Genomic DNA, 24,165 nt, shown 5'->3' with positions numbered 1-24,165 from the left:
TCAATGCTCATCCTGCAGCCCACTCCCCCTTCGCCCTCTTAAAAAGAGGGGGTAATCCGATTTTATGGGTGTTCAGTCGCCTCTCGTCTCCCGTCTCTCGTCTCCCGTCTCTCGTCTCCCGTCTCCCGTCTCTCGTCTCCCGCATCCTGTCTCCTGTCTCCTCACACGGATAGAGTTGATCAATCTACCCTCTACCCATCTACTCTCTAACCCGCTACCACCTCCACTCCCAGCCCTGGCGATACATTCGACTACCGCATTCGATTCCGCTCGTCCCAGATCGGATACAACAGCCGGTAATCACCGAAGCCGCTCTCATCGATGAAGACGAAGCGCCGGTTGATGTCGTAGTATTCCCAGACCTCGTAGGGTTTCGTTTCCACATCGAGAGGATGCCGGTCGACGGCGCTGGGCGGACCGTAGATGATGTACACCATGCCGCGGTCGGTTTTCCAGCCGGGGATGTAATGGCCGAAGCGCTCGTTGGCGTACGAGACACGTGTGTAGTATTCGATCATGGCGCGATTGGTCGGCGAGCCGGGCGTCGGATTGTTCCGCTCCCAGAACGCGTCGAAGCGCTTGCGCCGCTCCGCGTCGTCGGGCGCGTCCTTGATGTTGTCCAGCTCGTCACCCTTCGCAAAATAGCGCAGTTGTTCCACCGCCTCGTCGAGGTCCGTGATCGTGAGCGGGGTGCCGCCGCTGAGCCATTCGACGACAAAGGAGCGAGACGAACGGGCCAGCACAACGGTGCTGTCGTCGGAGCGTGTCACAATCAGTTCGAGTTCGTAGGCCCCCACACCAAGCACGGGTCCGGCCACACGTGTGAGGAATGTGTTGACGCCCTGCCGCACGGCCTGCCGCATCCTCGCGGAAGTGACCGTCGTTTTACGGCGGGTGATTTTGTACTCGATGCCGACGGACGCGATGGTGAAGGGATTGTACACTTCGTAGAACAGCGTGAAGCCGTCACTGAGCGCGGCGATGTTGGGATTCAGATGCGGCGCGATGCGGCGCTTCAAACCCGATTCGTCCACCGAACCCACCAGCATCATGTCGCTCATGGCGAAGATGTTCGGATCAAATTTACGGACGTCGATCTTTTTTGTGCTGCGGAATTCCGTCGACGACTCCTTGTCCTCGAACAGGATCTCGATGATGTACGATCCCGGCTCGAGGGGAATCGACTTCTGTGTCACGTCCGATGTCTGTGGATCGGTGGTGCCCTCCAGCGAGGTGCGTTCCACTTTGCGCGTCCAGCTCTCCTCCTTGATGCGCGCGCCGTCCTCGTCGTTGATGATTGCGCTGAGAGTGTACGCGCCGGTATAGCCGTCGGACTTTCGAATGAAGGTGATGATGTCGAAGGGGATCTGCACGTAGATGTCCACGCGGCTCGCGAGGCCGAACGCGTCGGACTGCGCGAAGTTCAACGCGTCGAAGTAGAAGGCCTGCGGCCGGCCGATGCGGGCGGGCTGCTGGCTTTCGACCTGCGAGAGGGCGCGCGGCGCTGCCGCGGCGAGAAGGAGCACAAGGAACGCGTGGTGGACGGAAACGCGCATGGGGTCACCCGGCGATGGTGGCGATGAGATCGAATTCGTTCGCTTCGACAATTCTAACAGGAACAAAGGTCCCGATCAACGGGGGGACCGGAAATGCCTGCAAGGGAACAAGCACTTCGTTGTCCACCTCCGGCGCGTCGTGCTCGGTGCGTCCCACGGCATAGCCGCCCTCGACACGGTCGATGAGTATCTCGCATGCGCTTCCAACCTTCGCGAGATTCTTCTCGAGAGAGATGCCGGCCTGCAATTCCATCACCGCGGCGCGCCGCCGTTCCTTTTCCTCCTGCGGCACGGGATCGCCCAGCGCGAAGGCCGCGGTGTCGTCCTCCTGCGAATAGGTGAAAACCCCGAGGCGGTCGAAGCGTGTCTCCTCCACAAACCGCAGAAGCTCGTCGAACGACTCCTCGGTTTCGGTCGGATATCCCACGATCATCGTGCTGCGGATGGTGATGCCGGGCACGCGGGCGCGCATCTCGTCGATCAGCTCGCGTGTCGCGCGGCGCGTGATGCCGCGACGCATCGACTTGAGCACATCGTCGGCCGCGTGCTGCACGGGGATGTCGACGTAGGCGCATACCGACGGCTCGTCGCGCAGCACGTCGAGCACATCGCGCGGGAAGCGCGTCGGAAAGGCGTACATGAGGCGCACCCAGCGTATGCCGTCGATGTGCGCGAGTTCGCGCAGCAGGGCGGCGAGACGCCGTTCGCCGTAGAGGTCCAGGCCGTAGTACGTCGTGTCCTGTGCGATCACCACCAGCTCGCGCACGCCGTGCAGCGCCAGCAGCTTCGCTTCGTGCACGACTTCCTCGATGGGTTTCGACACGTGTCCGCCGCGCATGAGCGGGATGGCGCAGAACGAACACGGGTTGTCGCAGCCCTCCGAGATTTTGAGGTACGCAAAATGCGCGGGTGTGGTCAGATGCCGCTCGCCGAGCAGCTCGCGGCGGTAGCGCCCGCCGAGCGTCTCAATGATGCGCTGAAAATCGGTGACGCCGAAAAACGCGTCCACTTCCGGGATGTCGCGCGACAGATCGTCCTTGTACCGCTCCGACAGGCAGCCGGCCACGTACAGCCGCTCGAGGGCGCCCTGTTTCTTGCGCTCCGCGGCGGTGAGGATGGTGTGAATCGATTCCTCCTTGGCCGCGTCGATGAATCCGCACGTATTGATGATGACGGCGTCGGCGTTGTTGGGATCGTCGGCGAGCTCGAGGCCGTTGACCTCGAGCTGGCGGAGCAGAATTTCGGAGTCGACGGTATTTTTTGAGCAGCCGAGCGTGATGAGCGCGACGCGTGTATGCGGCCGGGTTTTCATGGGTGTCCTTTCGTGATGTATCGGCCGTCAGGCCTGCGACGCGTCCGCGTGCAGGGCCTCGAGCACGCGCGCGATGTCGGATGGAACGTCCACCGCGGGCGAGCGCCGCGCCGCGCGTCCCACCCCGATCCGCATGCCGTGGTCGAGCGCGCGGAGCTGTTCGAGTTTTTCCGTGTCCTCGAGCGTGCTCGGCGGCAGCGACGCGAATCGCAGCAGTGCGTCGCGCCTGAAGCCGTACAGGCCGATGTGTCCGAGATACACGGCCAGGGCCGCCTCGTCGCGGGCGTGCGGAATGCGCGCGCGGGAGAAGTACAGCGCGTGCCCGTCGAGTGCCACGACGGCTTTGACGATGTTGGGATCCGCCGCCTCCTCCGCGCTGATGGGGGAGGCGAGTGTTGCGATGTCGAACGAGGGATCCGATCGCAGCATGCCGACCACGGTGTCGATGCCGCGCGGATCGAGCAGCGGCTCGTCGCCCTGCACGTTCACGATGATGCCCTCGGCCTCGTCTCTTGCGGCATACGCAACGCGCTCGGTGCCCGAGGGCAGTTCCGGGGGCGTTAACCGCGCCTCCGCGCCGCAGTCGCGCGCAACGTCCGCGATGTCGCTATTGTCGGTCGCCACGAGCACGCGCGCCTCGCCGCCGCAGCTTGCGCGACAACGGTCGATCACATGCGCGATCATGGGCCGGCCCGCGATGTCGGCCAGCGGCTTGCCCGGAAAACGCGACGATGCGTAGCGCGCGGGAATGACGATCAGCACCGCCTCGCTCGTGCTCATTCGCCGCCGCCCTGTGTGCCCAGCGCCTTGGGCACGGTGAAATATCCCTCGGCGGACGCCGGCGCGTTGCGCAACGCCGCATCCGCGGGCAGGGGAGCGTGCGCCTCGTCGGGCCGCAGCGATGCGCTGTCGACGGTGGGAATGTCGAAGGGCTCCACATCCGTGGTGTCCACGCGCGCAAGCGCGTCCACAAATTCGATGATGCGGTTGAGCTGCGCGCCCAGTGCTTCGGCCTCGGCGTCGCTGAACGACAGCCGCGCGAGACGCGCGATGTGGTCGAACTGTTCCCGCGAGACGCTCATGCGGCGGCCGTCAGACGGCTTTCTCGAAGATCCGGTAGGTCTTGTACGCTTCCGCGTTCATCAGCTTCGCCGCGCGCACCATCATGGTGTTGTCCTCCAACACCCACGAGGCCTCGCCGAAGTGAATGCCGCGCGCCATGGCGCGGTTCACGATCTCGTAGTACATCACGGCGTCGAAGCCCTTTTCACGGTGCTCCGGCAGCACGCCCAACACGAGGATGCGCATCTTCGTGATCTTCTTTGTGCCGGTGAGCAGACGCAGCGCGCCGGGTATCAGCCAGCCGCGCTTGTTGTGGATCAGCACTTCGTTGATGTTCGGCAGTGTGAGCGCGAAGCCGATCGGCTCGCCCTGTTTCTCGAGTACAAACGCGAATTCCTCGAAGTTGCGCATCACCTGCACAAGATCCGCCGCGAGAGCGTCGAATTCCTCGTCGGTCATCGATACGGCGCCCCAGTTCTTCTCCCACGCGCGGTTGTACAGACTCTTGATGATCGGCAGCTCGCGCGCCACGTTTTTGAGATCGAGGTTGCGTATCGTCACACCCTGGCGCTCGCGCACGGCCTTCTGCACGCGGTCGAGCTTCGGGGTCACCACGCCGTCGGACGTGATCGCAAAGGCGAAGAGGTCCTTCTCCTTCACGAAGCCCGCCTGCTCGATGAGACGCGCGTAATAGCGCGGATTGTAGGTCATCAGTATCAGCGGCGGATCGTCGTAGCCGTCCACCAGCAGACCGAGCTCGTCGTTGATCGAGGGATTCAGCGGACCGCGCATGCGCGTCTTGCCCTGCGCGCGGAGCCACTCCGCCGCCGCGGCGAACAACGCGTCGGCCGCCTGCTGGTCGTCGATACACTCGAAGAAACCGAAAAAGCCGACCTCGTCGTTGTGAATCTCGTTGTGCCGGTCGTTCACGATCGCAGCGATGCGCCCCACCGGAGCCCCGTCGCGCTCGGCCAGAAAAAGCTGTATGCGTCCGTGTTTGTAAAACGGATTCTTTTTGGTGTCGAGAAGCTTTTTCCTGTCGAAGATCAGGGGCGGCACCCAATACGGGTCGTCGCGGTAAAAGGCCCACTGGAGCTTGATGAAGACTAGGCGTTCGGCCTCGGTCGTGAGCGGTCGGACTGTCACTGCCATGCGGCGGACCCTTGTGTTAAGCGATGAGGCCGAGTTCGCGGCCGATGTCGCCGCTGATTTCGAGGATGCGGTCGAGATGATGTTTTTCGTGCGAGGCCATAAAACTCGTGCGCAGCATCTGCAGGCCCTGCGGCACGCCCGGGCTGATGAAGGCGTTCACGAACACGCCCGCGTCGAAGAGCTTGCGCCAGAAGATGAACGTGCGCTCGTCGTCGCCGATCACGACGGGCACCACGCCCGTCTGGCCGGGGATCACATTGAAGCCCAGCTTGATGAAGCCCTCGCGCATGTACGCGGCGTTGGCGACGACGCGGGTCACGAGATCGGGCTGCTCCTCGAGCACGTCGAGCGCCGCCAGCGCAGCCGCGACGCTTGCGGGTGTGGGACTCGCGCTGAATATCAGTGCCAGCGAATGGTGCTTCAGATAATTGATGACCGAGCGGTCGCCGACAACAAAACCGCCCAGGCTCGCAAAGGTCTTGCTGAACGTGCCCATCGTCATGTCGACGTCGTCGATGAGGCCGAAGTGGCTCGCGGTGCCGCGTCCGCCTTCGCCGATCACACCCACCGAATGGGCGTCGTCGATAAGGATGCGCGCGTTGTGTTTCTTCGCCGCTGCAACCAGCGCGGGCAGATCCACGATCTCGCCCGTGGTGCTGAAGACGCCGTCCGACACGATGAGTGTGCCCTTGCCTTCGGGGATGGTCGAGAGCACGTTCTCGAGGTCGGCCATGTCGTTGTGTTTGTAGCGCAGCATCGTCGCGTACGCGCCCTTCGCCATCAGATTGCCGACCTGTATGCAGGCGTGGTTGTCCTTGTCCGACACCACATACTCTCCGCGCTGCACGAGGGTGAAAATGACACCCTGCGCGGTCTGGTAGCCGGTCGAGAACAGCAGGCAGGATTCTTTGCCCAGGAACGCCGCGAGGCGCTCCTCCATGATGTTGTGCAGGTCGAGCGTGCCGGTCAGGTAGCGAGATCCGGAGCAGCCGGTGCCGTATCGGTTGATCGCGTCGAGACTCGCCTGCTTCACTTTCGGATGTGCCGTCAGGCCGAGGTAGTTGTTCGACCCCGCCATGATCACCTTCCGGCCCTCTATCGAGACGATGGGACCTTCATTTTCCTCGATGGCACGGAAATACGGATATACACCGGCCGCCTTCACTTCGTCGGCGCGTGTAAACGAACGGCATTTGTCGAATAAATCCACAGGGACTCCTTTCAGCTACGGTGGCCGATCACGTACACGGCCCGCGCCACCGCGTCGGCGCGAGTGCGGGAGATTCCCCGGGGATGTGATGACCGTGAATCGCAGGTATGTGCGGTTTTGAGCACATGGAAAATTTGAATATACTTTTGGGCGTTCTGAAATGCAATGAGAACGCCCTTCCTGCACCTCATTCCGCAAATTCGGACCTTATGATCGCCTGTGTCACGGGAGCAAACGGTTTCATCGGAAGCCATGTTGTGGATCGGCTCCTCGCCGAGGGATATACCGTCCGCGCCCTCGTGCGCAAGAGCAGCAATCTCCGCTGGCTCGAAGGGAAAAACGTCGACTTTGTCTACGGCGATGTACGCGATGCGGCATCGCTGCCTGCCTTTGTGGCGAACGCCGATCTGATTTTCCATATCGCGGCCCTCGTCAAGGCGCGCACGCGCGACGAGTACTTCGAGGCAAATGAACGCGCCACGCGCCGCCTCCTCGAGGCCGCGCGTCTCCATGCGCCCGGCCTGCGGCGATTCCTCTACGTGAGCAGCCAGACGGCGGGCGGCCCGGCGCCCTCGCTCGACGCGCCCGTAACCGAGGATTCGCCTCCCAATCCGATCACAACCTACGGCGAATCAAAAATCGCCGCTGAAAAAGTGGTGAAGGAATACACGGGCGTTCTGCCCTGGACCATCGTCCGGCCGCCCGCCGTGTTTGGTCCGCGCGACACCGAGATTTTCATCTATTTCCAGACTGTGGCGCGTGGCCTGAATTCGATCATCGGCCTCGGGGAAAAACGGCTGAATCTCATCTATGTCGAGGATCTGGTCGACGGGTTCTTCCGTGCGGCGACTGCCGATATCGCGCTGCACCAGACCTACTTCATCGCCAGCAAGGCCTTCTACTCCTGGCCCGAGGTCGGATCGATCGTCGGTCGGGCGCTCGGAAAAAAATACTTCACGGTCCGGATTCCTCACGCCGTGGTCTATGCGCTTGCGGCGGTGGCACAGGCCGTGGCCGCCATCAGCGGCAGGGCAGCCACGCTGAATCTCGAAAAGGCCCGCGACATCACGCGCCAATACTGGATTTGCGACGTGTCGAAGGCCGAACGCGACCTCGGCTTCCGCGAGAACACGACCATCGACGAGGCGATACGGCGCACCGTCGCCTGGTACCGCGAGCAGGGCTGGCTGCGCTGAACCGCGTTACGTGGGGTCGCGATACAGACCGGTTGCCTCGATGAAGGTGGCCACAGTCCACGGCACAAGGTAGCGCACGCTTTTGCCCTCGCGTGCGCGCGCGCGGATGTCGGTGGACGAGAAGTCGACCGCGGGCATCCTGAAGCTGCGCGCGTGTGTCCCGTACGGAGAGGTGTGCAACGGGGCCTCCGCGGCGCCGCGGCGCGCGACGGCGAGTGTGGCGAGGTGGACGATCTCGTCCGGATCCCGCCAGAGATGAAACTCGGCGAATGCGTCGGCACCGAGCAGCAGGTGCAGCGTGTCGTCCGGACGTGTCGCGCGCAGATGGCGCAACGTGTCGACGGTGTACGACACGGTCGGTCGCAGGGCCTCGAAATGGTCGCAGGCGAAAAACGGATTGTCGCTCACTGCAAGCGCCACCATTTCGCAGCGGGTCTCCGCATCGGGCGTTCCGCCGCCGTCCTTGAAGGGCGAACGCCAGGCCGGTACAAAAAGCACGAGGTCGAGACCCAGCTCCACGCGCGCACTTTCGGCCAGAAGCAGGTGCCCGTTGTGCGGCGGATTAAATGTGCCCCCCAGTACGCCGACGTTCATGACACGGATGTGACGAAGCTCTCGGCGTGACGCGCGAGGCAGGTGAAGGTGGCGGCGTAGGTTGCCGCATCCTCGTTCTCGGCCTCGGCAATAAATCGGACAAGTTCATCCTTTGTGCCGAGCGTTTTCCAGGGCATCAGCGAATACACCGCGGACTCGTCCGGCGATACCACGCCGAGGCCCGCGAGCAGGGGAGTCTCGGCGGCGCCCGCGATGCCTGCGAGCAGGGTGTCGTTCGGATGCCGCAGCCCGATGGCGTACACGTCCTGGCTTTCTGTCGGCCCCAGCACGAGCGCGTCGTCGAAGGTGTCGAGCAGCAGGAAGGCCGTCTCTATCGCGCGCAGCGGGGCATGCAGGGCGTCGGCGAACACCAGCAGCACGTGTTTGTGTCCCGCGTCGAAGGCGTCCTCGAAGGCGTCGATCAGGCGCTCGGCGGCAGTGTCGCCGTTCTGCATGGCGATCTCGGCTGAGGGCGCGGCGGCTGCGGCCAGCGGGTGTAGCATGACGTCCGACAGCAGTATGCGCAGATTCGCGAGCGGCAAGGAACTGAAGCGACGCGCGGCATCAACGAGGTAGGCGGCGCGCAGTTCCGCGGCGATGTCCTCGCCGAGTGGCGCAAGTCCGTCGCGTGCTCCCGCGGCGTTGTGGGATGTGTCGAAAAGGATAAGGGAGTTCGGCGATCGCATGGTTCATCGTCGCGCGCGGCGCGACAGGGGAGAATACGGAACAGCGCGGAGTTCTTGGAACAGGGCCCGCTTTGCCGTGCGCTGGTCGGATCCGGGCGGTACAGCGACAATGAGTGTGGCGAAAAAATACAGCTTTAAGAGCCAAAAGGAAATGCGGCTGTTGTGCAGGGAATAATACCGGACCTGCCCCAATCGATACCACCGCCTGATGCGCGGATCGCCCGCGGACTGCGAGCCCCCGCCGAGGTGCACGATGCTCGCGCGTGGTTCGTAGCGCACACGGTAGCCGGCGAGCCGCGCGCGCCTGCAGAGGTCCGCGTCTTCGAAGTAAAAAAAGTACTCTTCGTCGAAACCGCCCGTCGCGTTGAAACAGGCGCGTGATATCATGAATGCCGCGCCGGTCACCCAGTCCACGTCGTGCGCATGATCGGCCTCAGCGCGGCGGCGTTCGAAGTGCGGCCCGCCTCCCGCCCGGCTTTCGCGCTGGCGCCGGCGCTCGCGGAATTCCGACACGAGTCCGGGATCCTCTCCGTATGATAACTGAAAACGCCCGTCCGGGAACGAGAGCCGCGGAGCGGCGATGCCGAGCGCCGCATCCTCGTCGAACAGCGCGGCCAGTGGCGCCGCGATGTTGTCGCTGAGTTCGATGTCGTTGTTCAGTATGAACAGCAGCGCGCCCGACGCGGCGCGCGCGCCCGCGTTGCAGGCGGCCCCGTATCCGCGGTTGCTCTCGAAACGCACGATGATGTCGGCATCGTCCGAATGGAACGGCGTCTCGGCGCCGTTGTCCACCACCACGATCTCGGCGGGCAGGCCGCATGCGTGTGTCCGAAGCTGGCGCAGACACGTGTGTGTGTACTCCGCCGGACCGAAATGCACGACGATGTACGAGATGCGCGGCTGCGGCCGCGGAGTGGACTCAGGAGCGGGCATCACGCGCGCGACGGATGCACACCTCGCGGCCCAGGAGTTCCGCGATCACGGGAAGCTCGGGTCCGTGCGCGCGCCCGGTCAGCGCCGCGCGCAGCGGCAGAAACAGTTCCTTGCCCTTAATTCCCGAGGCCTTCTGCACACCCTGTATCGCGGCCTTGATCGCGCCGCGTTCCCAGGGATTCACTCCGGTGCAGGCCTCGGCGAAGAGGTCGAGCACGGTCGCGGCCGTGTCCGCGGCGAGCGCGGCACGCACCTCGTCGCTCTCGGGCGCGACACGCTCCGCAAAGAAAAAGACCGCTTCATCCGCTATATCGGCGGGCCGCACGAGGTGTGTGGCGAGCGCCGCGACGATGGCCTCGACACGCGCCGTGTCGCTGATGTCGGCGCCCGCCGCGGCGAGATGCGGCGCGCAGAGCGCTGCCAGGTCGGCGGGCGCCATAGCCCGCAGGTACTGGCCGTTGAACCAGTCGAGTTTGGCTGGATCGAACACGGCGCCCGCCTTGCCCACGCGGTCGAGGGTGAAAAGGGACGCGAGTGTTTCCAGCGAAAAAATCTCGGTGTCGTCGGATGTGTTCCACCCGAGCAGCGCCACAAAATTGACGAGTGCGGGCGCAAGGTACCCCTTGGCGCGGTAGTCCTCCACCGCCACGTCGCCCTGGCGCTTGCTGAGCTTGGTGCGGTCGGGATTCAGCAGCAGCGGCAGATGCGCAAACTGAGGGGGATCCCAACCCAGGGCCTCGTAGAGCAGCACGTGTTTGGCCGTCGAAGGCAGCCATTCCTCGCCGCGTATCACATGGCTGATCGCCATCGCGTGATCGTCCACCACGTTGGCGAGATGATAGGTGGGGAAGCCGTCGGATTTGAGCAGCACCTGGTCGTCGACCACCGCGCACGAGACGCGGATCTCGCCGCGGATGATGTCCTGAAACACCACCTCGCCCGCCAGCGGCACCTTCATGCGCACGGTGTGCGCCGCTCCGGCCGCGAGCCGCGCCTCGACGTCTTCAGGGCGCAGCATACGGCAGCGACGGTCGTACATCGGCGGACGCTTGGCTTCGGCCTGCTCGCGCCTCTGGGTTTCCAGTTCCTCGGCGGTGCAGAAGCAGCGGTACGCCCGGCCCTCGGCGAGGAGGCGTTCGACGTGTGTACGGTATATCTCGAGTCGTTCGGATTGGATGTACGGGCCGTGCGGACCCCCGATGCCCGGACCCTCGTCGAAGTCGAGTCCGGCCCAGCGCAGCGTGTCGATCAGATTTTCCTGCGCGCCTTCCACGAAGCGCGTGCGGTCGGTGTCTTCGATCCGCAGCACAAAGGCGCCGCCGTGATGCCGCGCGAAGAGGTAGTTATAGAGGGCGGTGCGCAGGCCGCCCACGTGCAGATAGCCCGTGGGGCTCGGAGCGAACCGTACGCGTACCGCGGCCCCGCCGTTGGCGGTAGGAGATGTGTGTGTCTGTGTCATGACCCCGAATATACGGGCAAAGCCGGGCGTGGAAAAAATGCGCCCGGTCCGTTTTTGCCTGCCCGGCGCAGTGGCATCGGCCCTCCGAGAGGCGTATTTTGCGGCATCGGCGCGTTCCGTGAAACACCGTGCCCGAAAGTTAGTATATTGGCGATTGACACAAACCGCATGCGACCATGAACGACCTTTTTTCCGAGGAACAGATTGCCGGCATCGGCCTGGTGCTGGGCGCCGAACCGCGACGCGAGAACACGCTGATACGCTTCGACGTCCCCGCCGCGCAGGAAGCGCGCCGCGTGACCGTCGAGATATATCCGCGCATCCCGATCGGCCAGACCGAAGGCGCGCTCGTGTGTGTGTACACGGCCAACGCGAATCTGCAGCTCCAGCATTGCTCGGGTGTTGTGGTGAGCGAAATGCTCGGCGAGGTCACCTTCGTCGCGGAATTCGGCGGCAAGGTCTCGGGCCTCATCGTCGAGAAGGGGGGCGGCTGCTCCCTGTACGCGAATGTCGACCGATCCCTGCTCTCGGGCGACTTCACCACACTCGGCCCCGAGGTCATGATGTCGGGCATCGCCCTCTCCCTCACCGAAATGGTGCTGCCCGACGACGACGAGACGCTTCCGACCGATCCCGCCTGAGGCGGCACGCATGACCGTCACCGTCACCTTCGCGGCGCGACTGGGTTCCATCGGCGCCGCCATTTTTCGCGACGCCTGTCTGCTCGTTCTGCGGGGGGAAAAAAAACGGGACGCCTCGATCAGCATCGTGCTGCTCGACGACACCGCCATGGCCCGTCTGAACGAAACATTTCTGTCGCATGCGGGTCCAACCGACGTGATCACCTTCCCGCTCGGCGATGGACCCGCCCCTGAGGCCGAGATCTACATCAGCGGCGACACCGCCCGCGGGCAGGCGCGCGATTACGGTGTGCCGCTCCGCGAGGAACTTGCGCGGCTCGTCATTCACGGGACGCTTCACGCCTGCGGCTACGACGATCTCGCCGAACCAGCGCGCTCGCGTATGCTTCGCCGACAGGAAAAATACGTGGCGCAGCTTTTCGCCCGCTGAAAAGATCGGGCGAATCCCGCGTGATTGCGCGGAATTTGCACGCTCCGGGAGAGGGCGGACGCCGCGCTGACTTGACATTCCTCGCCCGCGGCCATACATTTTATGCGCGACACAGATCGCGCAGATCGCCATGCAGGAAAAAATCATCGAAATAATCGTCTACCTGATCCACGAGATGCGGCACGACAAGCGTCTCGGGGAAATCGACCTCCGTATCCTGTCGGACCGGGGATACACCGATAACGAAATCAGCACGGCCTTTAGCTGGCTGTTCGATAAAATCACTCTCGGGGAAAACGTGCTGGCCGAAGAAACCCGCACGTCGCCTCATTCCCACCGCGTGCTGCACGAGGCCGAACGCAACGTCATCACGCCGGATGGGTACGGCTACCTGATCCAGCTCCGCGAACTCGGGCTGCTCGACGACATGGAGATGGAACTCGCCATCGATCGAATCATGATGGCGGGATTCACCGCCGTCGGCCTCGCCGAGATGAAGTCCATCGTCGCGTCCATCATCTTCGACTACGACGATTCGAACCGCATGGGGAGCCGGCTCATGCTCAATAGCCAGGACACGATTCACTGACGCTCCGCCGCGAATCCCCGTGATTCGCGCTCGACACATGCTTCCGCATCATGCGGGCCGTCGGCCGGGGACCTCGTCCTTCGCACAACACACACACGAATGGCAAAATCACTTATCATCGTCGAATCGCCCTCGAAGGCGAAAACCATCAACAAGTATCTGGGCAAGGACTATGTTGTCGAGGCCACGGTAGGCCACATTAAAAATCTGCCCGCGAACGACCTCGGCGTCGATGTCGAGAACGGCTATGTGCCGCGCTACGTGATCATCCGCGGCAAGAACCAGGTGGTGAAGGAACTGCAGTCGCGGGCGCAGAAGGCGAGTGCCGTCTATATCGCGACCGATCCCGACCGCGAAGGCGAGGCCATCGCCGCGCATATCGCCGACGAGATCGAGAAGAAGGCGGCGGGCAAGCCGCTGTATCGCGTGCTCTTCAACGAGATCACCAAAAGCGGCGTCAAGTCGGCTATGGAACATCCGCGGCGCATCGACCAGAAGATGGTGCAGGCCCAGCAGGCGCGCCGCGTGATGGATCGCATCGTGGGCTACAAGGTGAGCCCCTTCCTGTGGAAGACCATCTACAAGGGACTCAGCGCGGGCCGCGTGCAGAGTGTGGCGCTGCGTTTCATCTGCGAGCGCGAGGAGGAGATCGCCGCGTTTCAGATCCGCGAGTACTGGTCCCTGACCGGCGAGTTCCAGAAGCCGGGCGACGGATCCTATCACGCGAAGCTGGTAAAAATCGGAGGTTCGGATCCGGATATCCCCGATGAGGCGACGGCGGCGCGCCTGCTCGAGGACGTGCGCGCACAGCGCTACGCGATCACCGACGTCTCGAAGCGCGAGGTCTCGCGCCAGCCCGCGGCGCCGTTCATCACCAGTTCGCTGCAGCAGGAGGCCTCGACGCGCCTGCGCTTCTCGGCGAAGCGCACCATGATGGTCGCGCAGCAGCTCTACGAGGGTGTGGAACTGGGCGAGGAGGGCGCCGTCGGTCTCATCACCTACATGCGTACCGATTCGACACGCCTCAGCAACGAGGCGCTCGGCGCCGCGCGCGAGCATATATCCTCGGTGTACGGACCGGAGTTCCTGCCGTCCGAACCGCGTCTGTTCAAGGTGAAGGCCTCGGCCCAGGACGCGCACGAGGCGATACGCCCGACCTCGATGGAGTTCACGCCGCAACGCGTGCGCCCCTTCCTCACCGCCGAGCAATACGCACTCTACGAACTCGTCTGGAAACGTTTTGTCGCGAGCCAGATGGAGGCCGCGCGTATCTATCAGACGACCGTGCTGACCGAGGGCGGTCCCTATGTGTTCCGCGGCGTCGGCTCCATATACACCTTCCGCGGTTTTCTGCAGGTGTATGACGACTTCGAACCCGAGTCGGTGGATATCGACAGCAAGGAAGAGGAAGCCGTCATCCCCGATGGCCTGGCCGCGGGCGACGCTGTGGATCTCAAGAACGGCGGCGCCGACGACATGCATCAGCATTTTACCAAGCCGCCCCCGCGCTACACCGAAAGCAGTCTTGTCAAGGAACTCGAGGCGAAGGGCATCGGACGTCCGAGCACCTACGCGCTCATCGTGAGCACGGTGCAGGAGCGCGGCTATGTGGAACAGAAGGAGCGCCGCCTCTACGCCACCACGCTGGGCATGGACGTGAACAAGCTTCTGCGCACGCATTTCAACTCGCTCTTCAATGTCGAATTCACGGCGCGCATGGAGGAGGAACTCGACACCATCGCGACCGGCGAAGCCACATACATGAAGGTGATGGACGATTTCTATCATCCGTTCATGGAACTGCTCAACAGTGTGTCGCCCGACGAGGCGCGCCTCACGGAAACCACCGAGACGCCCTGCGACAAATGCGGCAGGCCGATGATCATCCGCTGGGGTCGCAACGGAAAATTCCTCGCCTGCAGCGGTTATCCCGAATGCAAAAACGCGAAGCCGTTGCCCGAGGATGCCGAGCGGATGAAGATCAACGAGAACTGCCCGCTCTGCGCGCATCCGCTCGTTCTGAAACAGAGCCGCTACGGAAAGTTCATCGGCTGTTCCCACTATCCCGACTGCACCTTCACGCGTCCCATCACGCTCGGCATCCATTGCCCGAAGTGTAAGGAAGGCGAGATATCGGAGCGGCAGTCGAAAACCAAGCGCACATTTTACGGCTGCACACGGTATCCCAACTGCGATTTTGTGACCTGGGACAAACCTGTCGCCAAAGCTTGCCCTCAATGTGGAAATGAGTATCTTTCACACAAGTACACCCAGAAAAAAGGCGAATTTCTCAAGTGTCCGAACTGCAAGGATGAGTTCACGCTTGCCCTTGATCCAATCGACCTTGTACAGGCGGCTGCCTAAGACGGTTTCATGAGGAAACTGTTCGACCAATTCATCACCATGCTCCGTGTGGAGCGCAATGCGTCCCCCCACACGATCCGCGCATATCACGACGAGCTCGAACGCTTTGCCGCGTGGCTCGACGAGATTGCGGAGAGTGCTGCCGTGGATCCCGAGGGTGTTGATCGTGCGACGGTCCGCGCCTTCCTCGGGACGCTGCATGAACGCGGACTCTCGAAACGCAGCGTCGCCCGCGCGCTGGCTGCGCTCCGTTCGTTTTACGTCTTCGCGCTGAAGCGCGGACTGCTGCCGACGAATCCGGCGGCGGACCTGCACGCGCCGAAGCTCGACAAGCGTCTTCCCGAATACGTCGAGGAGCAGTCGCTGCGCGGCATTCTCGCGATGCCCGACACCGGCACGGTGCGCGGCGCGCGTGACGCGGCTGTGCTCGAACTGTTCTACAGCACCGGCATGCGTCTGAGCGAACTCGTTGCGCTGAACCGCGACGCGATCTCGGCGCGGGCGGGCACCGCGCGTGTTCTGGGGAAACGCCGCAAGGAGCGTATCGTGCCGGTCGGCGCGCCCGCTCTGCGCGCACTGGAGGTCTGGTACGCCGCTGCCGCGGGGCATTTCGGCAGTGCCGGGAAACTTCGCGACACGAATGCCGTGTTTGTGAATATGAAGGGCTCGCGCCTCTCGGCGCGCTCGGTCCACGCCATCGTCACCCGGTACCTCGCTTCCGACGGAAGGCGCCGGAAAAACAGTCCGCACGTCCTGCGTCACAGTTTCGCCACGCATCTTGTTGATCGCGGGGCGGATCTCGAAGCGGTGCGTCAACTGCTCGGCCACGAAAGTCTGTCGACAACGCAGATATACACACACGTCTCCATCGAACACCTCAAGCGGGTGTACAGATTGTCGCACCCGCGAGCAACCATCCACACAGTTTCCCAGGAAGGAGCGTCATCATGAATCTCCAATTCACCGCTCGCCACTTCAAAGCGCACGAAGGTTTGAAGCAGTACGCCCTTGCCCAGGTATCGACTCTCAAAAAGTATTACGACGGAATAGTGAACGGCAATGTGATCCTCAGCTTCGAGAAGCAGAAGGATTCCGTGAAGATCGTGGAGATCAACCTTGCCGTGCACGGAGCACAGCTTGTCGCGGTCGAAACGTCCGACGACTTCTACAAGTCCATCGACAGCGCGGTCATCAAACTCGAACGCCAGCTCCAGAAACACAAGGAAAAGCGCCGCCGCGTCTGACCTGTTCCCACAACAGCGAACATCGTATCTTGCGGGCGGACAGCGTATGTCCGCCCGTTTCTTTTTCCCAGGCAGCCATGAAATACAACACAGAAAATCCGTTCGCGGATCTCAAGGAGCTTCCGCGAAAACCGATCACCGTGCGGCAGCTCTTCGAGAAGAACCGCACACGTCTCGGCCTTGTCTCGGCCAACGGACTCGAGCGCAGCGAGCGCGAGATCACCGACAAGAATCTGCACAGGCCCGGACTCGCCCTGGCGGGCTACGTCGAACTTTTTACGTATCACCGCGTGCAGGTGATGGGCAACACCGAAATCCACTATCTACGCACGCTGCCGCCCGACGAACAGCTTGTCGCGTTCGAACGTCTCTTCCAGTTCAAGATACCCTGCATCATCGTCACCGCGGGGAACATGCTCGAAGATTCGCTTCTGGCCATCGCCACCTCACACGAGGTGCCCGTGTTCACGACACGGCACGAGACTACCAAGGCCGTGTATTTTGTCGGCGATTTCCTCGACGACCATTTTGCGCCGAAGACGGTCATACACGGCGCGTTTATCGACGTGTACGGCATCGGCGTTCTTTTTGTCGGACGCTCGGGCATCGGGAAAAGCGAAATCGCGCTCGACCTCGTCGAACGCGGCCACCGTCTCGTGGCCGACGATGTTGTCATGGCCATTCGAAAGGGCGAGGGTATTCTCATGGGCGCGGGCTCGTCGCTCGTGAAACACTTCATGGAGGTGCGCGGCCTCGGCCTCATCGACATCCGCAGCATCTTCGGCATCCGCGCCATCCGCTTCCAGAAGCGCATCGAGGTGGTGGTGCAGCTCGAGGACTGGAGCGACACGGCCGAGTACACGCGCACCGGACTCGATTCGGAAGAGGTCGACATACTCGGCGTCATGGTGCCGCATGTGCGGCTGCCCATTTTCCCCGGCAAGAATGTGACCGTCATCTCGGAAGTGATCGCCCTGAATTACCTGCTCAAACATTACGGCCAGGACTCGGCCCTCGAGTTCTCGCGGCGCCTGCAGACCATTCTCGAGAAAAAAGCGGAGGCCGAGGAGCAGTCGGATCCCATGATCGACTGGCTCGAGCACGATTTCGAGTGACACGGCATCGGAGGAATTTCGGAGCGCATTGTTGCTTTTTCAGATTCTTTTAAGAATTTTCCCGTATCCCGGTCGACGGCAACATTCCCACACGATACTATTACCTCAACCACTCCTGCCACGGAGGTCGTCATGTCTCCCCGGTTACGCGCGGTACTCATCCTCCTTCCGTGTTTGTTCGCCGCCTGCGGAAAATCGTCCGGACCCGATCTCAGCAACACCGCGGTCGTCGCGCTGAACGGAGACGTCGAAAGTTTTAATCCCGTCGTCACGCGTTCGATGATCTCGTCCGAGATCAATTCGCTCATTTATCCCCAGATGTTCGAGTTGACGTTCAACCTGAGTCTGGGCCGCCTCGAGTACGGTCCGGCACTTGTAAAACGCTGGGAGTTCCTCGACAACGGGCGCGATATCAAGCTCATCATCCGTAATGATGTCCGCTGGGAAAACGGCGTGCTGGTCTCGCCGCAGGACATCAAGTTCACGTACGAAATGATCGGCGATCCCGATGTCGCCAGTCCGCTCGGCAATTACGTCGACAACATGATTTTCACCAACGGCCGTTTCGACGTCGACCGCAGCATCGAGATCGTGAACGACACGACGATGATCTTCCATTTTGCGTCGGTGTATCCGCAGCAGTTGTTCCATCTCACCGTCTCGCCGATCCCGAAACACATCTTCAAGGACGTCGATCGAAAGGCCTTCGCGAATCACCCCGCGAACGCGAAGCCGGTGGGCGCCGGTCCCTTCAAACTCGAGAAGTGGACGCGGCATCAGGAGATCGTTGTCTCCGCGAATCAGAAGTGTACGCTGCCCGGGCCGGGTCTGCTTGAACGCGTGATTTTCCGCGTCATTCAGGAGCCGACAACACGCCTCACTGAACTCAAGAAGGGGACCATCGACCTGATGTGGCCCGTCTATTTCGAGGACGTGAAGGGCCTGCAGGAGCAGTATGCCGACATCAAACTCGAGACGCTGCCCCCGCGCGTGTATGAATACATCGCCTGGGCCAACGTCGACTTCGAGGAGTACAAGAAGAGCGGGGGAAAGACCGTGCGACCGCACCGCCTCTTCGGGGACGCGCGTGTACGGCAGGCGCTCACCTACGGCATCAACCGCAAGGGTATTCTCGACGCGAAACTCGGACCGTACGGCGAACTGGCCGTGAGTGATTTTTCGCCCATTTTCCGCTGGTCGATGAACACCGACCTGCGTCCGTATCCCTACGATCCGCAGCGCGGACGCCAGTTGTTGCAGAGCGCGGGTTGGAGCGACAGCGATGGCGATGGCGTGCTCGACAAGGGTGGGGTGAAGTTCGAGTTCTCGCTGTATTACGGTATCGGAAACGCGCGCCGCGCCTACGCCGCGACAGTGATACAGGAGAACCTCAAGCAGCTCGGCATCGTGGTGCATCTGACGCAGCTCGAGCCCGTCGTGCTGTACGAGAAGGCGAGTTCGAAGGATTACGACGCCTTCCTCGGCGGTTTTAATGTGAGTTTGGCGATCGATCCCTCGAACCGCTGGAACGATATTTCCGACCCGTACAATTCGGCCGGCTACCACAGTGACCGTGTGAGCGAGCTCATCACGCTTGGCCTCCGCGCGCCGAATGAAAACGAGGCGGCCCGCTACTGGCGCGAGATACAGTCCATCCTGCACCAGGATCAACCCTTCACGTTTATGTACTGGATCAAGGACGTGGTGGCGATCAACCGCCGTCTGAAGGGAACAAAGATCAACACCCTCGGGATACTCGATCGAATCGAGAACTGGAAGATCGGCGATCCCAAGGCATACGCGACGTTCTGAGCCCCGGCTCGGCCGACGTATGATGGTGAGAGGCGGGCCGTGCTGCGATATGTAATTCGACGCGTGCTCGCCTCCATACCTTTGCTGCTGGGTCTGGCCACCTGCACGTTTGTCATCGTGCATCTCGCGCCGGGGGACCCGACACAGCTCTACGTGGACGCCGACGCCGATCCGCGCGCGGCTGCGCGTTTGCGTGCAGCGCTCGGCCTCGACGAACCGCTGCCCGTGCAGTATGTCACCTGGCTCAAGAATGCGGTAACGGGCGACTTCGGCGATTCGCTCAGCAAACACGCGCCCGTCACCGAGATCATGGCCGAGGCGATTCCACGCACACTGCTCCTGGCGAGTCTTTCGCTCGCCGTCAACTTCGCCGTCGGCATTCTCATCGGCGTGCTGTCGGCGTTGAACCGGGGCAAGCGGCTGGACCATGTCCTGAATTCGGCCGGACTCTTCCTCTATTCCATGCCCGAGTTCTGGCTCGGTCTTATGTTGATTCTCCTTTTTTCGCTGGCGATACCGGTGTTCCCCGCGTCGGGTTTTCAGAGTCCGCTCGCGGACTACTACGCGACCTGGGATTATCTGCTCGATATTCTGCACCATCTCGTCCTGCCCGTGTTCGTGCTCGGCGTCGCGTCAGCCGCGGCCACGGCACGGTACATGCGCGGCAGCATGCTCGACGTGCTGGGGCAGGACTACATCCGCACCGCGCGCGCGAAGGGCCTGCCAGAATCCGCCGTTATTGGCAAACACGCGATGCGCAACGCGCTGCTGCCCATCATCACGCTGTTCGGCCTTTCGATTCCGTTTCTGCTCGGCGGTGCGGTGGTTGTTGAGACCGTGTTTGCGTGGCCGGGCATGGGCAAGGTGGTGGTCGACGCCATTTTCACGCGTGACTACCCGCTCATCATCGGCTGCACGCTACTGTCGGGCGCCATGGTGGTGCTCGGCAATCTCGTTGCCGACATCCTGTACGCGCTCGCCGATCCCCGCATCAGGTACTAAGCATGGGAACCGTACAGCGCCTCCGCCTCGACCGCATCGCCCCGGCTCTTGTGCCCGGTGTTGCCCTGTGGCGTCTGGGACGCCGGCTTTCGGGTGTGATACATCTTCTTGCCTTTCTCGCCGCCTGCGGCTTCATCGCGCTGCATGCGGGTCCCATCGGCGACTCCTATCGTTCGCTCTACCATACCATCGCGCTGGGTCTCGCCGCACCCGAGGAGTTTCACCTGATATTCAACTCCGATGTGCTGCAATTTTGGCTGGCGGCGCTTGTCGCGACGGTACTGCCCTTTGCCGTCGTCTATTTTGCGCGCCGCGCCGCGCGCAGGGCCATGCGCGGGGCGGGCAGGGAAGAGAGCAGCGACTGGCGGCTGGCGATGAGTCAGTTCCGCGGCAATCCTATTGCGCGGACGGGTGTGGTCGTGTTGTTCCTGCTGTACGGTGCGGCCGTGTTTAGTCCCTTCCTCGCGCCGTACGCGCCCAACGCGTTTCAGGACGGGGCGGTGACGCAATACCTGCCGCCCCTGGCCAGTGTCACTGCCCTGCGCCTCAAACACGAGCGGATCGCGCCGCTGGTGCCCTCGTTCCGTTTTGTGCCCGCGGCGCAGGAGGGTGAGGCGCGCGCGCTGCACGCGTTGAACGAGCGCCTCCTCTCCGACGATTTTCAGCGCCTGCATTTTGTGGATGCCTGGCACATCGAAAGTTCGGACGTTGTCGCGACGTGCGGGACGGAACGTGTGGTGATTCCGATTGCGGACCTCGTCTCGCCCAATCCCGAGGAGTTTGCATCGACGCGCGACTTCCTGCTCGGCACCGACAGCTTCGGCCGCGACGTGCTGAGCCGCCTGCTCTTCGGGGCGCGCATCTCGTTGTCGCTCGGCTTCATCGCCGTGCTGCTGTCCGTCACGCTGGGCACCGTCGTCGGACTCTCGGCCGGATATTTCGGACGCGCCATCGACAGCGTGCTCATGCGCGCGGTCGACGTGCTGCTCGCGTTTCCGTCGCTGTTTCTCATTCTCATCGTGGTGGCCGTCTTCGACACCATCACCTTTCCACGCATCCTGCTTGTGGTGATCGTGCTCGGCTGCACCTCCTGGATGGGCATCGCGCGTCTGGTGCGCGGCGAGGTGCTCTCGCTCAAGGAACAGGACTTTGTGCTCGCCGCGCGCGCGGCGGGCCTCGGACACGCGCGCGTCATCTTCCGGCACATACTGCCCAACGCCATCACGCCCGTCATCATCAACGCCACGCTGCGCATCGGGGGCATGATTCTCATTGAGGCGGCGCTCAGCTTTCTTAATCTCGGCGTGCAGCAGCCCACCGCGAGCTGGGGCAGCATCATCCTCGAGGGCAAGGACGTGCTCGCGCGCGCGTGGTGGATTTCCACGTTCCCCGGTCTCGCGATTGTGTTCACCGTCATCAGTTTCAACCTCGTGGGCGACGGACTGCGCGACGCGTTTGATCCGCGGCTCATCAGCCGCGATGCCAGGGCGTGAGCGCCGGCCGCGGCGTGGTCCGGCCCGTGCCAATGCCGGGAATCCGCATGTTCCATAACCAGCTACGACGTCATGACCAGCATCGAACAGCATAAAATGATCGCCGCGCTCCACGAGCACGAGGCGCGAATGAGCAAGCGCGAGCAGGATGAATTCGAGATGTATCGCAAGCGCGACCGCGACGACGAGGATCTGGACGAAATCTCGAAACGCCGCCTTGTGGCCTTGCACGAGAAGTACGCCGTACAGCGTCGCGCCGCGTCAAATCCCCTCGACGCGCTGTTCCGGACGCCCCCGCCCGAGGAACCTTCGTAATGCCCTGAGTCATCGTTGTCTATTCCTGCCGAATTCGCTAATTTTACATGATTGTTTCGAATTCGTGCGCGACCTGCCGGCAGCACGGAGTGTAATCCGCGGCAGTCGCGAGTGCGGAAAGGAAGAAGCGAAGACACGGTGAAAGAACAGCGAAGCAACGAAATCAAAGTCGGCATCACGGTGATCGTGGGTGTGATCCTGTTGTTGCTGGGCTTCTCGATTTTCAAGGAGTGGACGCTCACGGGAGGCAACTCCCGCTACGCCTTCCGCTTCCCGAGTTCCGCGGGACTGCAGGTCGGCGATCCGGTGTCCATCAACGGCGTCAAGTCGGGCAAGGTGGTCGACGTAGCGCTCGACGGCGGCGAGGGTGTGCTCGTACACGCCGAACTCGAGGAGGGCACGGTCATCGCGCAGGGCGCGTATCCGACCATACAGATGCTCGAACTCATGGGCGGGAAAAAAATCGAGATCCGTCAGGGCGGCGGCGCGCCGCACGATCCTTCGGTCGAACTGATCGGCGGCGTCGATCCCGACATCGCGGGCGCGTTTGCCGTGCTCGGCACGCTGCAGACAAAAGTCGACACGCTCGCGACCAAGGCCGGGACGCTGCTCGACAATGCCAACGCCATCGTCGGCGACGCCGAGATGGTTGCGGCCATCAAGGAGAGTGTGGGACACCTGCGCGTCATCAGCTCCGACATGCGCACCCTGCTCGGCACGAACCGCGACGAGATCAACGAGATTGCAACAACACTCGCCCGCGTTTCGCGCCGCACCGACACGCTGCTCGCGGAATTGAGCCCGCGCCTCGACCGCGGCCTCGGCTCGGCCGAACGCCTGGCCGGCCGCGCCGACACGCTGCTCGGCGATGTGCAGTCGCTCGTCGGCGAAATACGGAATTCGCGCGGCCTGCTCCACACTGTGCTGCACGACACGACCTTCGTGCGCCGCTTCGACAACACGCTGCTCCGAGTGGACAGCGTGCTCAACATCATCATGGACGGCCAGCTCAAAATCCGCCTCCGACTCTAGGTTTCTCATGGAATACAGGCATCTCCTCGTCTCGCGCGACGGCGCGGTCGGTCTCATACACATCAATCGCCCCGATGTCCTCAACGCCCTCAATCTGCGCGTGATGGACGAACTCGTCGAGGCCGTGACAAGTTTCGATGCCGACGACACCGTGCGCTGCGTTGTGATTCACGGCAGCGAGAAGGCCTTCGCGGCGGGCGCCGACATCACCGAGATGGTCGATGCCAACGCGATCGACATGCTCATACGCGACCAGTTCACCAAGTGGGACAAGATCCGCAAGGCGCGTGTTCCGCTCATCGCGGCGGTCAGCGGCTTCGCCCTCGGCGGCGGGTGCGAACTCACGATGATCTGCGACATCATCGTCGCGAGTGAAACCGCGCAGTTCGGGCAGCCCGAGATCAACATCGGAGTCATGCCCGGCGCGGGCGGCACGCAGCGGCTCACGCGCGCGGTCGGCAAGGCCAAGGCGATGGAGATGGTGCTGACCGGCAAGTTCATCACCGCGCGCGAGGCACAGGAATACGGGCTCGTGCTCAAGGTGGTGCCCGTCGAAATCTATCTGCAGGAGGCGATCGCGCTTGCGCAGGAGATTGCGGCGCGTCCTCCGCTCTCGGTGCGCCTCGCCAAGGAAGCCGTGCTCAAGGCCTTCGACACAACCATCGAAGTGGGTCTCGAATACGAGCGCAAGAATTTTTATCTCCTCTTCGCCTCCGAAGACCACAAGGAAGGCATGGCCGCCTTTCTCGAAAAACGCAAACCGCGCTGGACAGGACGGTGACAGAGGAATGTAGAATGTGGAAAGTGGAAGGTAGAAGGTGGAAAGTGGAAAGTGGAAAGTGGAAAGTGGAAAGTAACACGTAACAAGTAACACGTAACACGTACAAGAAACATCGCTCCGAATCTAACGCACCAGCTCCCCCGTCCCCAGTTCCTAGTTCCCAGTTCCTAGTCCCTACTCCCAACTC

24 protein-coding genes are annotated in these 24,165 nt (G+C 62.5%); 14 read left to right on the top strand and 10 right to left on the bottom strand.

All coding sequences use genetic code 11. From position 1 onward, the window contains the following. Nucleotides 1-251: 251 nt before the first annotated feature. From HY962_07485 to HY962_07460, 6 genes are read right to left on the bottom strand one after another with little or no spacing between them, the layout of a single operon-like run. Nucleotides 252-1,556 (bottom strand): GWxTD domain-containing protein, encoded by a 1,305-nt coding sequence (locus HY962_07485; protein ID MBI5646759.1) that lies wholly within the window; start codon nt 1,554-1,556, stop codon nt 252-254. A 4-nt stretch (nt 1,557-1,560) separates the two neighbouring features. Next, the gene (gene rimO, locus HY962_07480; GenBank protein ID MBI5646758.1) at nt 1,561-2,868 is read right to left on the bottom strand and encodes a 30S ribosomal protein S12 methylthiotransferase RimO; all 1,308 of its coding nucleotides are present in this window, start codon (nt 2,866-2,868) and stop codon (nt 1,561-1,563) included. 27 nt (nt 2,869-2,895) lie between these two features. Then, nucleotides 2,896-3,648, bottom strand: a complete 753-nt coding sequence (gene kdsB / locus HY962_07475; GenBank protein ID MBI5646757.1) for a 3-deoxy-manno-octulosonate cytidylyltransferase — start codon at nt 3,646-3,648, stop codon at nt 2,896-2,898. Beyond that, on the bottom strand, nt 3,645-3,950 hold the full coding sequence (gene gatC, locus HY962_07470) for an Asp-tRNA(Asn)/Glu-tRNA(Gln) amidotransferase subunit GatC (protein ID MBI5646756.1): 306 nt from the start codon (nt 3,948-3,950) through the stop codon (nt 3,645-3,647). The genes kdsB and gatC overlap by 4 nt, the downstream gene beginning before the upstream one ends. 10 nt (nt 3,951-3,960) lie before the next feature. Continuing rightward, the gene (locus tag HY962_07465; GenBank protein MBI5646755.1) at nt 3,961-5,082 is read right to left on the bottom strand and encodes a GNAT family N-acetyltransferase; all 1,122 of its coding nucleotides are present in this window, start codon (nt 5,080-5,082) and stop codon (nt 3,961-3,963) included. 16 nt (nt 5,083-5,098) lie between these two features. Beyond that, nucleotides 5,099-6,292, bottom strand: a complete 1,194-nt coding sequence (locus HY962_07460; protein ID MBI5646754.1) for a pyridoxal phosphate-dependent aminotransferase family protein — start codon at nt 6,290-6,292, stop codon at nt 5,099-5,101. A gap of 209 nt (nt 6,293-6,501) precedes the next feature. Here HY962_07460 and HY962_07455 point away from each other — a divergent pair, with 209 nt between their 5' ends. Then, nucleotides 6,502-7,488, top strand: coding sequence for an NAD-dependent epimerase/dehydratase family protein (locus tag HY962_07455; protein MBI5646753.1), 987 nt, complete (start codon nt 6,502-6,504; stop codon nt 7,486-7,488). A gap of 6 nt (nt 7,489-7,494) precedes the next feature. Here the strand turns inward: HY962_07455 and nadD are convergent, their stop codons facing one another. The 4 genes from nadD to HY962_07435 are packed head-to-tail and all read right to left on the bottom strand — an operon-like array spanning nt 7,495 to nt 11,160. Then, nucleotides 7,495-8,082, bottom strand: coding sequence for a nicotinate (nicotinamide) nucleotide adenylyltransferase (nadD, locus tag HY962_07450; GenBank protein ID MBI5646752.1), 588 nt, complete (start codon nt 8,080-8,082; stop codon nt 7,495-7,497). Next, nucleotides 8,079-8,768, bottom strand: coding sequence for a DUF2064 domain-containing protein (locus tag HY962_07445; GenBank protein MBI5646751.1), 690 nt, complete (start codon nt 8,766-8,768; stop codon nt 8,079-8,081). The genes nadD and HY962_07445 overlap by 4 nt, the downstream gene beginning before the upstream one ends. 3 nt (nt 8,769-8,771) lie before the next feature. Further along, complete coding sequence (locus HY962_07440; protein MBI5646750.1) at nt 8,772-9,701, bottom strand: glycosyltransferase; 930 nt, start codon at nt 9,699-9,701, stop codon at nt 8,772-8,774. Beyond that, nucleotides 9,688-11,160 (bottom strand): glutamate--tRNA ligase, encoded by a 1,473-nt coding sequence (locus tag HY962_07435; protein MBI5646749.1) that lies wholly within the window; start codon nt 11,158-11,160, stop codon nt 9,688-9,690. The genes HY962_07440 and HY962_07435 overlap by 14 nt, the downstream gene beginning before the upstream one ends. Nucleotides 11,161-11,336: 176 nt before the next feature. Here HY962_07435 and HY962_07430 point away from each other — a divergent pair, with 176 nt between their 5' ends. The 13 genes from HY962_07430 to HY962_07370 all read left to right on the top strand — a co-directional run bounded on the left by HY962_07430 (nt 11,337) and on the right by HY962_07370 (nt 23,978). Then, complete coding sequence (locus HY962_07430; protein MBI5646748.1) at nt 11,337-11,801, top strand: hypothetical protein; 465 nt, start codon at nt 11,337-11,339, stop codon at nt 11,799-11,801. A gap of 10 nt (nt 11,802-11,811) precedes the next feature. After that, entirely contained in the window at nt 11,812-12,231 is a 420-nt protein-coding gene (ybeY, locus tag HY962_07425; protein MBI5646747.1) for an rRNA maturation RNase YbeY, read from the top strand. 130 nt (nt 12,232-12,361) lie between these two features. Further along, nucleotides 12,362-12,820 (top strand): DUF494 family protein, encoded by a 459-nt coding sequence (locus HY962_07420; GenBank protein MBI5646746.1) that lies wholly within the window; start codon nt 12,362-12,364, stop codon nt 12,818-12,820. A 99-nt stretch (nt 12,821-12,919) separates the two neighbouring features. Next, nucleotides 12,920-15,184: a type I DNA topoisomerase gene (topA, locus tag HY962_07415; GenBank protein MBI5646745.1), complete on the top strand. Its 2,265-nt coding sequence runs from the start codon at nt 12,920-12,922 to the stop codon at nt 15,182-15,184. 9 nt (nt 15,185-15,193) lie between these two features. Then, nucleotides 15,194-16,135 carry a tyrosine recombinase gene (locus HY962_07410; GenBank protein ID MBI5646744.1) on the top strand — a complete coding sequence of 314 codons (942 nt, stop codon included), beginning with the start codon at nt 15,194-15,196 and terminating at the stop codon, nt 16,133-16,135. Further along, on the top strand, nt 16,132-16,428 hold the full coding sequence (gene raiA / locus HY962_07405; protein MBI5646743.1) for a ribosome-associated translation inhibitor RaiA: 297 nt from the start codon (nt 16,132-16,134) through the stop codon (nt 16,426-16,428). Before HY962_07410 ends, raiA begins: the two co-directional genes overlap by 4 nt. Nucleotides 16,429-16,505: 77 nt before the next feature. Continuing rightward, on the top strand, nt 16,506-17,543 hold the full coding sequence (locus tag HY962_07400) for an HPr kinase/phosphorylase (GenBank protein ID MBI5646742.1): 1,038 nt from the start codon (nt 16,506-16,508) through the stop codon (nt 17,541-17,543). A gap of 132 nt (nt 17,544-17,675) precedes the next feature. After that, on the top strand, nt 17,676-19,355 hold the full coding sequence (locus tag HY962_07395) for a hypothetical protein (protein MBI5646741.1): 1,680 nt from the start codon (nt 17,676-17,678) through the stop codon (nt 19,353-19,355). Between the two features lie 39 nt (nt 19,356-19,394). After that, a complete protein-coding gene (locus HY962_07390) occupies nt 19,395-20,357 on the top strand; it encodes an ABC transporter permease (GenBank protein ID MBI5646740.1) in 963 nt (320 codons plus the stop codon). Nucleotides 20,358-20,359: 2 nt separating this feature from the next. Continuing rightward, a complete protein-coding gene (locus HY962_07385) occupies nt 20,360-21,850 on the top strand; it encodes an ABC transporter permease (protein ID MBI5646739.1) in 1,491 nt (496 codons plus the stop codon). Nucleotides 21,851-21,922: 72 nt separating this feature from the next. After that, nucleotides 21,923-22,165 (top strand): hypothetical protein, encoded by a 243-nt coding sequence (locus HY962_07380; protein ID MBI5646738.1) that lies wholly within the window; start codon nt 21,923-21,925, stop codon nt 22,163-22,165. A gap of 138 nt (nt 22,166-22,303) precedes the next feature. Then, nucleotides 22,304-23,197 (top strand): MCE family protein, encoded by an 894-nt coding sequence (locus HY962_07375; protein ID MBI5646737.1) that lies wholly within the window; start codon nt 22,304-22,306, stop codon nt 23,195-23,197. 7 nt (nt 23,198-23,204) lie between these two features. Next, nucleotides 23,205-23,978: an enoyl-CoA hydratase/isomerase family protein gene (locus HY962_07370; protein MBI5646736.1), complete on the top strand. Its 774-nt coding sequence runs from the start codon at nt 23,205-23,207 to the stop codon at nt 23,976-23,978. Nucleotides 23,979-24,165: the final 187 nt, after the last annotated feature.

It is taken from the genome of Ignavibacteriota bacterium (assembly GCA_016218045.1).
Classification (GTDB): domain Bacteria; phylum Bacteroidota; class Ignavibacteria; order SZUA-365; family SZUA-365; genus JACRFB01.
This window is presented reverse-complemented; position numbering and strand designations above follow the sequence as displayed.